Source organism: Actinomycetota bacterium (assembly GCA_012837825.1).
GTDB lineage: Bacteria > Actinomycetota > Humimicrobiia > Humimicrobiales > Humimicrobiaceae > Humimicrobium.
Genome location: DUQM01000021.1, coordinates 1 through 13712 on the forward strand (window position 1 = coordinate 1; position 13712 = coordinate 13712).

The 13712-nt window shown below is 37.7% G+C and carries 9 protein-coding genes and 7 tRNA genes; 14 read left to right on the forward strand and 2 right to left on the reverse strand.

Annotation, left to right across the window (positions count from 1 at the left end; translation table 11 throughout):
• Positions 1-48 precede the first annotated feature (48 nt).
• From GXZ93_01890 to GXZ93_01900, 3 genes are all read left to right on the forward strand, one after another.
• Positions 49-127 (forward strand) — tRNA-Pro (locus GXZ93_01890).
• A gap of 250 nt (positions 128-377) precedes the next feature.
• Positions 378-1421: a Fic family protein gene (locus GXZ93_01895; GenBank protein ID HHT78542.1), complete on the forward strand. Its 1044-nt coding sequence runs from the start codon at positions 378-380 to the stop codon at positions 1419-1421.
• A 561-nt stretch (positions 1422-1982) separates the two neighbouring features.
• Positions 1983-3245: an ATP-binding protein gene (locus GXZ93_01900; protein ID HHT78543.1), complete on the forward strand. Its 1263-nt coding sequence runs from the start codon at positions 1983-1985 to the stop codon at positions 3243-3245.
• Between the two features lie 177 nt (positions 3246-3422).
• Here the strand turns inward: GXZ93_01900 and GXZ93_01905 are convergent, their stop codons facing one another.
• Positions 3423-4667: an ATP-binding protein gene (locus GXZ93_01905; protein ID HHT78544.1), complete on the reverse strand. Its 1245-nt coding sequence runs from the start codon at positions 4665-4667 to the stop codon at positions 3423-3425.
• A gap of 443 nt (positions 4668-5110) precedes the next feature.
• Here GXZ93_01905 and GXZ93_01910 point away from each other — a divergent pair, with 443 nt between their 5' ends.
• A complete protein-coding gene (locus GXZ93_01910) occupies positions 5111-6460 on the forward strand; it encodes an AAA family ATPase (GenBank protein HHT78545.1) in 1350 nt (449 codons plus the stop codon).
• A 125-nt stretch (positions 6461-6585) separates the two neighbouring features.
• Here the strand turns inward: GXZ93_01910 and GXZ93_01915 are convergent, their stop codons facing one another.
• The gene (locus tag GXZ93_01915; GenBank protein ID HHT78546.1) at positions 6586-7506 is read right to left on the reverse strand and encodes a dihydrodipicolinate synthase family protein; all 921 of its coding nucleotides are present in this window, start codon (positions 7504-7506) and stop codon (positions 6586-6588) included.
• A gap of 128 nt (positions 7507-7634) precedes the next feature.
• Here GXZ93_01915 and GXZ93_01920 point away from each other — a divergent pair.
• The 10 genes from GXZ93_01920 (at position 7635) to clpX (ending at position 13687) form a co-directional block, all read left to right on the forward strand.
• Positions 7635-7711: transfer RNA gene (locus GXZ93_01920), tRNA-Gly, on the forward strand.
• Between the two features lie 202 nt (positions 7712-7913).
• A complete protein-coding gene (locus GXZ93_01925; protein HHT78547.1) occupies positions 7914-9107 on the forward strand; it encodes a polysaccharide deacetylase family protein in 1194 nt (397 codons plus the stop codon).
• Between the two features lie 109 nt (positions 9108-9216).
• Positions 9217-9293 (forward strand) — tRNA-Arg (locus GXZ93_01930).
• Between the two features lie 38 nt (positions 9294-9331).
• Positions 9332-9407, forward strand: a tRNA-His gene (locus tag GXZ93_01935).
• A gap of 13 nt (positions 9408-9420) precedes the next feature.
• Positions 9421-9497: transfer RNA gene (locus tag GXZ93_01940), tRNA-Arg, on the forward strand.
• Between the two features lie 287 nt (positions 9498-9784).
• A tRNA-Lys gene (locus GXZ93_01945) sits at positions 9785-9860 on the forward strand.
• An 11-nt stretch (positions 9861-9871) separates the two neighbouring features.
• Positions 9872-9957 (forward strand) — tRNA-Leu (locus GXZ93_01950).
• Positions 9958-10255: 298 nt separating this feature from the next.
• Entirely contained in the window at positions 10256-11746 is a 1491-nt protein-coding gene (gene tig, locus GXZ93_01955) for a trigger factor (GenBank protein HHT78548.1), read from the forward strand.
• Between the two features lie 44 nt (positions 11747-11790).
• On the forward strand, positions 11791-12390 hold the full coding sequence (locus tag GXZ93_01960) for an ATP-dependent Clp protease proteolytic subunit (protein HHT78549.1): 600 nt from the start codon (positions 11791-11793) through the stop codon (positions 12388-12390).
• 22 nt (positions 12391-12412) lie between these two features.
• Positions 12413-13687, forward strand: a complete 1275-nt coding sequence (gene clpX, locus GXZ93_01965) for an ATP-dependent Clp protease ATP-binding subunit ClpX (GenBank protein HHT78550.1) — start codon at positions 12413-12415, stop codon at positions 13685-13687.
• The last annotated feature ends 25 nt before the right edge of the window (positions 13688-13712 follow it).

Below are 13712 nucleotides of genomic sequence, written 5' to 3' on the forward strand. Positions count from 1 at the left end.
GATTGAAATATTCAGAATATATGATATATTACATCTTATTTGTTTTTTCGGGGTGTAGCGCAGCTTGGTTTAGCGCACCTGCTTTGGGAGCAGGGGGTCGGAGGTTCAAATCCTCTCACCCCGACCACTAGGAAATTAACTCGATCCGACTGCTTTCCTTGTACTTTTCCCTCATTTCGCAGACCTTTGACATCCTATTTAATAAATAGATTCTGTAAGAACACTCGCCAGTGCTTTGCGAGCGAAAGGATTTTTCATCCTCGCCACTTTGAGATCTGGTACGCCAAAAGCTAAATATTGGCGAGACTATTCTCGCCAATATTGATTTATCTATGCCAAATGAAGTATAATGGCTATGTAAAAATGGAGGCGATGTTTTGAGAAAGTTCGATTATTTAAAATTGATGAATCTATCTTTACCGGTCAGCATATACCATACGATAGCACAAATTCACGAGTATAAAGGCAAACAAGAGCTTTATGTGATCAATTATCCGGATGTCTTAGAAAAGATGATAAACATCGCAAAAATACAGAGCGCAAAGTATTCTAATGCTATTGAAGGAATTTACACCAACGATACAAGACTGCTGGAGTTGATGAATAAGAAATCTGAACCCCGGAACAGAAACGAGGAAGAGATTGCCGGCTACAGACATGTGCTCGACATGGTACACGAAAATTATCCTTATATAGAATTCAGCAAAAATGATATTCTAACCTTACACAATCAACTATATTCTTACTCCCATGTTAACCATAAGGGAAAGTTCAAGACGATGGATAATACCATTGTTGAAGTCAACAGTATGGGTAATAAAAAAGTAAGATTCAAACCGGTAAGCAGTTTTGAAACGGAAAAGTATTTCGACGAAATGGTAGCAGCTTATAGAAAAGCTGTTAAAGCAAACATACCACCGCTCATTTTGATACCTGTCCTTATCCATGATTTTTTGTGCATACATCCATTTGACGATGGAAACGGAAGAATGAGCAGAATATTAACACTTCTTCTTTTATATAAATTTGATTATTTTGTCGGAAGATATATAAGTATCGAGATGCTGATTGAGGAGAGCAAAGATTCTTACTATAAGGAGCTTCAAAACTCAAGCGAAAAATGGCACATAGGTGAGAATGACGAACTACCGTTTATTAAATATATGTTGGCAATTATTCTAAAAGCATATAGAGAGTGTGATGATAGATTTAAGCTGATAGGAGAAAAGACATTATCATCACCGGAGAGAGTGCTGGCGGTTATTCAAAAATCTCTGGAGCCGCTTTCGAAGCGAGATCTTGTTATGCTTTGTCCGGACATATCTCAAAGGACAATAGAAAGAGCCTTAAAAGAATTGCAAGAGAACGAAAAAATAAAGCAGGTAGGCGGTGGACGCTCAACAAGATATGTCAAGATTTAAATCGGATTTTCTGAAGACAAATTTCAAAAATCTAAGACATGCAATCTTTTATAAGAAGCTATTTGAGAAATATGCCACCCATTGACTGTTCTCAAACCATTGATTTTGTTGGATTTCTTAAAAAGCCCTGTATCGCCACTCGCACCATTGGAAATTAACTCGATCCGACTGCTTTCCTTGTACTTTTCCCTCATTTCGCAGACCTTTGACATCCTATTTAATAAATAGATTCTGTAAGAACACTCGCCAGTGCTTTGCGAGCGAAAGGATTTTTCCATTCAATTATCGAATTAGATAAATTTGAAATTACTGATATATCAAATAATAGAAAATGCAGTACATATTCCGGAGAATAGATTAGCAATTGGATGTATAACTCAACTCGGAACAATTAAACCGTCAGATTTCTTTTTATTGATGTATCCTGTACAGTCAAATACAATTCCCACATTAAAATCTCTGCATTTCCCACATTATAACATGGGTATTTTTTAATAATTCCCACATTAAAATCTTTACTTTTCCCACATTGCAGGGTAGAATGACAGTGAGGTGAATGTAATGATTAACTATATGCCACGGATTATGGATGAACTGCTCAGGCGAGAGCTCGAATCTTTTGGAGCTGTATTGCTGGCCGGACCGAAATGGTGCGGCAAAACAACGACGGCAAAACAAATAGCTAGAAGTGTATTAAATTTGCATTCTCCCGATCAACAGGAGACTTACTTGCAACTGGCAGATATAAAGCCATCTCTGCTGTTGGATGGGGAGCATCCCAGACTTATAGACGAATGGCAAATGGCCCCGCAGCTTTGGGATGCCATACGACACGATGTGGATGTAAAAAGCACCGAAGGACTTTATATTCTTACCGGCTCTACATCTGTGGATGAAACCAAAATAAAGCACTCGGGCGCAGGGCGAATTTCAAGATTAAAAATGTACACAATGAGTCTCTATGAGTCGCAAGACTCCAATGGCACGGTTAGTCTTTCAGATTTGCTTGAAAATTCGACTAATGTGGCGGCGAAATCTGACTTAATGATAGAGGACTATGCGCGCCTCATCGTCCGTGGAGGATGGCCGAGCACTATTGGCAAAAGCAATGCAGTCGTACAACGTCAGATTGCCGGATATTGTGATGCTATTGTAAAGTCAGATATGTCAACCATAGACGGTGTTTCTCGGGACGAACGCAAGGTAAGTTCGTTACTTCGTTCGTATTCCAGACATACTGCCACCCAAGCGCCGAAAACTACAATACAAAAAGATATTTTGCAGAACAACGAAATGATGCATATCAACACCTTGGATTCATATATCAATGCGCTCAACCACTTGTTCGTAATCGATGATGTGCCTGCCTGGAGCCCGTGGCTTAGATCGAAAACATCAATTCGCACCGCAGACACTCGTCACTTTATAGATCCGGCAATCGCTGCATATTTCCTGCAGGCCTACCCACAAACCTTGCTCGGCGATATAAATACCTTCGGTCTGCTTTTCGAATCTCTTGTCGTTCGCGACCTGCGCGTCTATGCCCAGGCTAACTATGGCCATGTTTCCCATTATCGAGACAGTAGTGGACTTGAAGCGGATATTATAATCCATTTATCGGATGGACGGTGGGCAGCGGTGGAAGTAAAACTAGGAAGCAAGCAGGTGGATGCAGGAGCCGCAAATCTCCTTGCCTTAAAAGAAAAAATCGATTCGAGCAGAACCCCTGAGCCCTCTCTACTCATGATAATTACCGGAACAGAATATGCCTATACGAGAAGTGACGGAGTTGTAGTTGTGCCACTGGGATGCTTGAAGCCGTAGATTTGAGAAATACCCTGCTTATTGACTGCCATCAAAACATTGATTTTGTCGGATTTCTTAAAAAAGCCCTGTATCGCCACTCGCACCATAACAGATGAGGGGTTTGATAGAATTCGTCAATTACCGTTCTTTTTATGCTTTAAAGCCATATACCCACTTCAATCAGCGTACGCTTTTTTATTCATGTTCTTTTATATTCAATAACCAATTTGAGATATCTGCAATCCTGATTCCTTCGTACAGATATTCCGGATGACCTGTATTTGCTATAAGAAGTTTAGGATATGCATCCTTTATTTGCAGAAGAGGCATAACTTCGCGTTCCAAAGTTGAGCGCTCCGTTATATTATCAGAAACCTGAATATATAGCTTTTCACTCTGTTTTAACGCAATAAAGTCAACTTCTTTTTGATATAATTTCCCGACATATACCTCATACCCTCTGCGCATAAGTTCTACAGCAACCAAATTCTCATATGCTCTACCATAATCCATGTTCCTTTGCCCTAATATCGCATAACGGATACCCAAGTCGCAAAGATAGTATTTATCAAGTGTTTCCAGATATCTCTTACCTTTGATATCATAACGCTTTACTTTGTAAAACATGAAGGCATCACAGAGATGGTCAATATATTTTCCAATTGTAACGTGATTGGTAGATAGCGAACCGGCGTTCAGTTTTTCACTGATTTTATTGGGTGATGTTAAATTTGAAATATTGTCCATCATGAATTCTGTCAGATGCTCCAATATCGAAGTATAGGGGAGGCGATACTTATCTACCAAGTCCCTGTTTACAATCGTTTTATAAACATCATTTACATAAGCTATTCTGTCTCGGTTTGAGGTGTATTCATACGATCCGGCAAGCCCTCCCATCAAAACATAGCTATCAAAAAGTTTCTTTCTGTCGGTTTCTTCTGAAAAATATATGCAGAATTCATGAAAACTGAAAGGGAAAATAGGTATTTCAATAAATCTGCCCGTGAATAAAGTTGTCAAGTCTGAACTCAGCAAAAAGGCATTGGAGCCCGTCAGATAGATATCATATTTTTTGCTATTGTGCAGACTGTTTACCGCCAATTCGAAATTTGAACAAAGCTGAACCTCATCAATAAAAACATAATTACATACGTTAGGCTTATGCAGTCCTTCTATATGATCATGAAGTGCCTTGTAATTTTTCAATTCATCATATTTTAAATCAAAAAAGTCTACATAAATGACATTGGCTTTGCTATCTTTATCAAGTATAAAGTCAATAAATGCTCGCATTAATTCTGATTTTCCGGAACGCCTGATTCCCGTAATTATCTTTATATCCGGAGTATTTAGAAGGCCTTTCAGCCTATTTAAATAGGCTGTTCGTTCTATATATTTCATCCGGGCTCTCGCTTTCAAAACTTGAATTAAATTCATTTTTCGAAACCACTATAGCATACACTTTCGAAATATCAATAATATTTTACTTTTGAAATCAAAAACTCCCACTCCGCCTTTTATATAGTTGCATATTTTCAAAATCTACCGCTATACTCTTTTGGGAGGAGGGGGTTATTTAAGGAACATGCTGCCTATTGACTGCCATCAAACCATTGATTTTGTCGGATTTCTTAAAAAGTCCTATATCGCCAATCATGCCATTGGAAAGTAGTTGTATTTAATTACTTTCCTTTTATTTTTTCTTCATTTACGTTTATACCACCAATTTAATGACCAAGCCCTGTAAGAATACTCGCCACTACTTTGCGGGCGAAAGGATATATAAATATCCCCCCTAAGCTTCGCTTTGTGGCGATATAAATGGCGATATATTTGCCTTATATGGCAATATATTCTATAATACAGCTGAGGTGATACTTATGAACAAATATATTGAATCGGAGACTCTTGAACTGAAAAGCAAATATACAGACAGCTCTGTTCGTGATATTGTCGCATTTTTAAACTCATCCGGAGGCACTATATATTTTGGTATAGCTGATGATGGCTCCATTAAGGGTGTAGAAAAAATTGATGAGACACTCCGAAAAATTGCTGATATCGTTTCCTCGCAGATAGAGCCTAATCCTGCCGATTTAATCAGTACCAGAATAATATACGAAGAATCAAAGCCGATTGTTGAAGTCGTTGTTTCAAAAGGCTTCTTTCCTTTATACTGCATCAAAAAGTACGGTTTCTCACAAGTGGGCTGCCCCATAAGAATCGGCACCAGTTGCAAGGAAATGGAGCCGGCTCAGATTCAAGCGCGTTATCAAAAAAGATTTGAGTCTTCCAGAGACTATATGACCGCAATACCGGTCAGATATGGAGTTATTTCTTTTAACACGCTACAGATAGCGCTCTCAAATCAAGGCTATCACATAAACAGAAATGCATTCGAAACAAACTATAGTCTAAGAAATAAGGATGGAGATTACAATTTGTTGGCTGGATTGCTTTCCGACCAAAACATAATTTCCCTCATCATCGTGAAATTTCGAGGAAAAGATAAATCATCAATATCCGAAAGAACAGATTTTGGCCGAACATCACTGATAACGGCATATTACAATATGAAGAACCGTCTGATTTCCGAAAATATTTGTATGAGCGATACGACGTTCCGCCCGAGAAAAGATACCTACTTGTATGACATAGATGCAGTTGATGAAGCTCTAATTAATGCGTTGGTACACAATGATTGGTCGATAAGTGAACCACTGGTTTCTATGTTCAACGACAGACTTGAAATAATTTCCTATGGAGGACTTCCCTACAAGCAAACAAAAGAGCAATTTCTTAAAGGTGTAAGTATTCCGCGCAACAGTGCTTTGATGCGCATTTTTCAAGATCTGGATATTACTGAACATACCGGGCATGGTATCCCCAAAATAGTCGAGTGCTACGGAAGAGAAGTATTTGATATTGCAGATAATTATATTAATGTGATAATACCGTTTGACCCGACTGTTCGAGATAATCATGGCAGCATAAGTGGCAATATAATTGGCGATATAAGTGTCAGTATAAATCAAAACTTAACAGATGGAGAGCGAGCGGTGCTTGAACTATTGGTATTTAATCCAAAGACAACTCAAACTCAAGCCGCAACAACAATAGGTGTATCTAAACGTACAGCTTCAAGAGTCTTCGCTTCTTTGCGAGAGAGAGGTTATATTGTACGTGAAGGCTCAAATAAAAACGGAATCTGGAAAGTACTTAAATCCTGAGATTTTTGTTCTTTTGATTTTGTCGGTTTCTTGAAAAAGCCCTGTATCGCCACTCGCACCATCACTTTAAGTTTAAATCTTTTAAAACATATAAATATTTAAATATGTCAGTGAGATATTTAAACTTATTTAAATTTTGTTATTCCGTGACTTTTAAAATAATCAGCAACATGCTTCCGTTCTTCAGGACTTATTGGAAGAAGAGGAAGTCTGGGGCTGCCCCCGAAAAAACCCCTGTAATCCATTCCGAATTTGACTCCCGGAACTGCCAGTCTGCCCACAGTATTCTCAGACAAATCTATTAAGAAATTACTCAGATCTTCTGCCTCATCATATTTTTTCTCAACATATAACTGGTATAGTCTGCAACAGTATTCAGGCAGATAGCTGGCTGTTGATAAAACTGCTCCGATGGCGCCGCTCTGCAGTCCGCAATAAAAAGTCTTGACATTACCTGCAAGCAGATAAAAATCTGTTCCTTCCGGAATATGTTTTTTATAATCAGCAGTAGGATGAAATGATGAATTCTTCATAGCGATGATATTCGGATGAACTGCAAGTCTGCTCATCAGCTCTGCAGAAATAAGCAGGTTAAAAGCAAATTTGGGTGCATTATATATTACTATGGGAATCGGTGAAGCTTCTGCAATAAATGAGAAATATTTAAACAATGCCTCATCACTCATATTTTTTACAAAATAGTGGGGAGTGAGTATAAAAGCAAAATCCAGCCCAACGGCTGCAGCTTTTTTAATGAAATCCACTGTTGATTTGGCTGATTCCCTTCCGCAGCCGGCAACAATTGTTTTATCCTCTGCTCTGCGTTTCTGAACAATATCAAGGATTTTTAGGGATTCCTCATCGGTCAGTCCCCGGTATTCACCATTGCTCCCAAGCGGCATATATCCTTTTAAAGCTGTTAAATTATACTTTAAAATGTTTTTTTCAAGTTCTGTATAGACTATTTCTTCAGCTTCAAAAGGAGTTATGATAGGTGCAAAAACACCTGACAATTTATCTTTACCGGTCCGGGACTTGCTTCTCATGTTGTTTTATTTTTTTAAAATTTAATTAATATTGATTATTTCATTTTTTTATATAAAATAATAATGCAAAATTTTTACTGATTTTTAATTCTAATTATTATATTATTATTAAACGCTGTTTATCTCAAGCGGGAATAGCTCAGTTGGCTAGAGCGAAAGCCTTCCAAGCTTTAGGTCGCGGGTTCGAGCCCCGTTTCCCGCTCCATCTCTTAATATTACCTGCATATTTGCTTATTTTTTATTTATCTGAAAAAGTTTAAAATATCGTATATGCGGATTTTTATTGGTCTGAAAGCAATATATTTCAGAATTATAAGATTTTTGTCTTTAAATATTTATTTATAGCGGTAAAATAATAGAATTGTCAGACGGTAATTAATAAAAATAAGATTAAGATGGAGAGCAAAATGAAAAAGATGCTAAAATATCTACTGGTTTTTATTATTATTTTTTCTTTTGTTTTTTCAATGCAGGTCGGTACGGTTTCTGCGGCAACGAAATCTCAGGCTACAGAATTTGTTACAAGACTTTACAGGATCGTTCTTGAAAGAGAACCTGATGAAGCAGGACTGCAGGCAAATGCTGGAAAGATACTGTCAAAAAAAGGAACAGGTGCTCTTCTTGTATCTGATTTCTTCTTCAGTCCTGAATTTATGGCAAAAAATAAAAACAACAGGGATTTTGTAACCTTTCTTTTCAGGGCATGTTTTAACAGAGAGCCTGATGATTCATCAAATAACTGGATAAGCATGCTTGATAAAGGATACTCAAGGAATTTTGTTCTTGCCAATTTTGTCAATGCTGCCGAGTTTAAGAATCTGTGCGCCGGCTACGGAGTAAAACAGGGCTATATAGATCCGGGTTCAGCTCCACAGATAACGGTATCACACATACCCATAATAGGACTTCACGGAATCGAGAACCAGCCGAGCGGAAGATATGAAATCAGTGCAAGCGCTTTTGATTTTCTGTGTGGAACCCTAAAACATATGGGATATGAAACAATAACTTTAAATGACTTATATAATCATTATGCAAAGGGAACCAAACTTCCGGCAAAACCTGTTATCATCACATCAGATGACGGATATCAGAACATGTACACAGTTGCCTTTCCGATTTTAAAGAAATACAAATACAAAATGACGGTTTTTCTTATCAGCAGTTACATAGGAGACTCAAACTCTTCAAGGAGAAATAATGATTTTGATTCAGGCATAAAAGGAATTGCAGTCAGACCCATGTTAATATGGCCTGAAGTAAGCCAGATGAACAGATATGGCTGCGAATTCCAGTCTCATTCGTGGTCCCACAGCATCATGAAAGACATTCCGCTTGAAGCAGCAAAAAATGAACTCATACAATCCAAAAAAGATATAGAAATGCACACAGGCAAGCCAGTAATATTTATTGCCTGGCCCCATAGCGCAACTTCCAATGAAGTAATAGGTCTTCTCGGGCAGTCTGGTTATGTCGGCGCCTTATATTGGGGTGGCGGTGTTCAGAGTCTTTCATCAATTGATTTTGCAAGATTAAACAGGGTTCAAATTGTCGCAGAAATATCCCCTGAAGCATATGGAAAAGTTCTTGGGCTGCAATAAAAAATATTGACTTGATGGATGGTTTTTTTTAAAGTATTATACCGTTGCTGAAAATGTATTGTTTGAATTGATATTTTATCTGTTATAATACTCGTGTTTATTTTGTTGTGCGCTTGTAGCTCAGCTGGATAGAGCTACGGACTTCTAATCCGTAGGCCGGGGGTTCGAATCCCTCCAAGCGCGCCAGTACTTGGATTTATTTTTAATTTAATTATTTTTTTGTGGTGAGAATAGCTCAGCTGGTAGAGCACAGGTCTGTGGAACCTGTGGCCGCGGGTTCGAATCCCGTTTCTCACCCCATTTTATTTTGAGAGCGCCTGTAGCTCAGCTGGATAGAGCAACGGACTTCGAATCCGCAGGCCGGGGGTTCGAATCCCTCCAGGCGCGCCAGTACTTTAAAAATAAAAGTCATGTTGCTATGCAGCGTTAAAATATGCCGGTGACATATTTTAACAAAGGATTCGAAAAGACGGACTGAGCAGAGCGAAGGAGTCTGCGGCTCTGCAGCGAACCGGAGGTGAGACGAAAGACCGAATCCCTCCAGGCGCGCCAGTACTTTAAAAATAAAAGTCATGTTGCTATGCAGCGTTAAAATATGCCGGTGACATATTTTAACAAAGGATTCGAATTTTAATTGTTTTTTTTAAATTTGTTATTTATTATATTACTTTAAATCAGGGTCGTTAGCTCAGTTGGTAGAGCACCTGACTCTTAATCAGGGGGTCACAGGTTCGAGGCCTGTACGACCCACCAGCCTGTTTTTAGCGAGTGTGGCGGAACTGGCAGACGCGCTAGCCTTAGGAGCTAGTAGGTAACACCTGTGGGGGTTCGATTCCCTCCACTCGCACCAGAGCCAAAGGAATACATAATTTGACATCCTTTCACTGAAAAATTTGCCTTCAAAAGTTCTGTTTTCGTGCTCCACACAAATTAACCGTATCCGCGAAGAATAATCATAAATACATTAAAAATATAGACAAGGTCCGGTTTGTATTTTTATTTAAATTTATTTATAATAAGTTGTTTAATTTTAGGCACGATGAATTTTATATATTTTATTTCATATTATATTCAAACGGCTTATAGACAAGATGGCTTATAAATGTTTATGTTTTGGATTCCATATTATCTAAGGAGGGCGAGAAAAGTTGAGTTACAGCATCAAGAGCCAGGAAAAGCTGGAGAAAAATAAAGTAAAGCTGAAAGTAGAGGTTTCTGACGGTTATTTCAAAAAATCATTAGGGAAAGCCTATAGGGATATTTCTGGAAAGGCTAAGATTCCCGGTTTTAGAAAAGGAAGAATACCTTATGAGATCATAGATATTAATTACGGAAAAGAGTATGTTCTGGCAGAAGCTGCAAATATCTCCATCTCTGAACTCTATCCGGAAATCATTGAAAGTTCTGATATCAAACCGATAGACTATCCCAAAGTTGACATAGACGGAGAGATACTTGAAAACAAACCTGTTAATTTTTTGATAACAGTAGATGTTGAGCCAGAGGCAGAACTTGCTAATTACAAAGGAATAAAAGCAAAAGGCCTTCCTACAGAAGTTGAAGAAGAAGAAGTAGATGCACAGATTGAAAATCTCAGAAACCGGTTTGCCTCACTTGAACCGATTGATGAAAAAGAAGTTTCCCGGAACAGAGATATTGCAACGATAGATTTTAAAGGCACTATTGACGGAAAAGAATTTGAAGGAGGCAGCTATAATGATTTCATTCTTGATATAGGAGCCGGCAGGCTTTATAAAGAAATCGAAAAAGCTCTTGTAGGTCTTAAAAAAGGTGAAGAGAAAACTGTAAACGTAAAGATGCCCAAAGAAATAGAAAATAAGGAAATTGCAGGCAAAAAAGCTGAATTCAATCTTAAAATAAAGGAAATCAAGAGAAAAATCCTCCCGGAAGTAGATGCAGAATTCCTTAAAAATATGGGTGATTTTGAGAATGTCGAAGCTTTAAGAGAATTTATAAAAACAAACATTAAAGAGCAAAAAGAAAATGCAAGACAGAACAAGATTTTTTCGGATATAGTTGAATATCTTATCGCAAATTCAAAGATAGATATTCCAAAGATCATGATTGAGAATGAAGTAAAAGAACTTAAACATGATTTTGACCACAAACTTGAGGATCAGAAAATAACGAAGGATCAGTATCTGTCCTATTTCAATATTACAGAAGAAAAATTTGAAAGTGATTTTGAACAGAGAGCATTAAACAATGTAAAAGAATATATAATATTTAACACTCTTGAGAACAAGCTTAGAAAAGAAATTGAACCGAATGACAAAGAAATAGAAGAAGAAAAAGAAAGAATCATAAAGAATTCAACCAAAGCGGAAGACAAAAAAAAGCTTGAGGATTATTTCAAAACACCGACAGGTGAAAAGAATATAAAAAGCTCAATCAGAAGAAAAAAACTGGTGGACATACTTATTAAAAATGCAAAAATAAAAGAAATAAGTGCTGAAGAATTAAAAAAACAGTCAAAGCTTCAAAAAAATCCGAAGAAGTCGGAACAGAAAAAGTCGGAGCAGGAGGAACCGAAACATAAAAAGTCAGAACAGAAAAAGTCGGAACAGGAGAAATCAGAGAAAAAGGAACCGGCAACAAAAGAAACCGGTAACAAATAAACTTTAAAAATAAATTTCAATTAAGTATTTTAACGGTGATTTAAATGGAATCAATTAAAAATGACTATCTTATCCCAATGGTTGTTGAACAGACCAACAGAGGAGAGAGATCTTTTGACATTTACTCAAGATTACTTAAAGAAAGAATCATTTTTCTTGGGACAGGAATAGATGATAATGTTGCCAATGTGGTTATGGCGCAGCTTATCCATCTTGAAGCCGATGATCCGGAAAAGGATATACAGCTTTATATTAACAGTCCCGGGGGAGTAGTAACAGCAGCTCTGGCAATATATGATACAATGCAGTTTATTAAATCCAAAGTATCGACAATATGTATAGGACAGGCAGCAAGCGCCGCTGCAGTTCTCCTTCTTGCCGGTGAAAAAGGAAAAAGATTCATACTTCCGAATGCAAGAGTCCTTCTTCATCAGCCTTCAGGCGGATTTGAGGGAACGGCTATTGACGTAGAGATACACACAAAGGAAATGATGAGGCTTAGAGACTCGCTTAACAAAATAATTGCAGGCCATACAGGACAGGATGTCAGCAAAGTATCAAAAGACACCGAAAGGGATTTTATTTTAACTTCCCAGGAAGCAAAAGCGTACGGAATAGTTGATGAGATAATATTTAAAAAGTAATTATTTTAAGGAGCAATCTGATTTGACAAATGAAAAAGAAGTAAAAGATGATTTTTTAAAATGTTCTTTCTGCGGCAAGACCCAGAAGCAGGTTAAAAAACTAATAGCAGGTAATGATGTGTACATCTGTGATGAATGTGTCGAACTATGCAATGAGATAATAGATGAGGAAAACAAGATAGAAGATGAAACAGATTTTGGGAATCTTCCCAAACCTGATGAGATTTATGGCACATTAAACAATTATGTGATAGGCCAGGAAAGAGCAAAAAAGATCCTGTCTGTTGCTGTATATAATCACTATAAGAGGATAAAATTTGAAAGCAAGCTGGCAAAAGACGATATAGAAATCCAGAAGAGCAATATACTGCTTATAGGTCCGACAGGATGCGGGAAAACCCTGCTTGCACAGACTCTTGCCAGAATATTAAATGTTCCTTTCTGCATTGCCGATGCCACGACGCTTACGGAAGCCGGATATGTGGGAGAAGATGTTGAAAACATTTTGTTAAAACTTATACAGACTGCAGACTATGATATAAAAAGAGCAGAAACAGGAATAATATATATTGATGAGATAGATAAAATCTCAAGAAAAAGCGAAAACCCTTCAATTACCAGAGATGTGTCAGGTGAGGGTGTTCAGCAGGCGTTGCTGAAAATCCTTGAAGGCACCGAAGCAAATGTGCCTCCTCAGGGAGGAAGGAAGCATCCACATCAGGAACTCATACAGATAAACACCACCAATATTCTTTTTATATGCGGCGGAGCTTTCGGAGGGCTGGAAGAAATTATTGAGAGAAGAATAAATAAAAGAAGTGTCGGCTTCATTTCCGATAAGATGCCAAAGAAAAATGAGAGAGCGGACTTTCTTCTGCCGCAGGTCATGCCTGAGGATCTTCTGAAATATGGCATGATTCCCGAATTTGTGGGAAGGCTTCCTGTAATATCTACTTTAAAGAATCTTACATCAGATGATCTGATAAGAATACTTACCGAACCCAAGAATTCCCTTTTAAGGCAATACAAGAAAATGTTTGCACTTGATGATGTCGAGTTGGTTTTTTCTGATGATGCCATAAAGACAATTGCCTTGCTGGCACTGAAAAGAGGGACGGGTGCAAGAGGTCTGAGATCAATACTTGAAGAAGTCATGCTTGATATCATGTATGACATTCCTTCCATGAAGGAAATTAAAAAGTATATAGTAACAAGCGATGTGGTTCTGAATAAAATACAGGATTCAAAATTGTTTAATCAGGAAGAATTAATAGATAAAAAAGAGAAACTTGCATAGAAAATTATATTTGTTTTTCGATTTG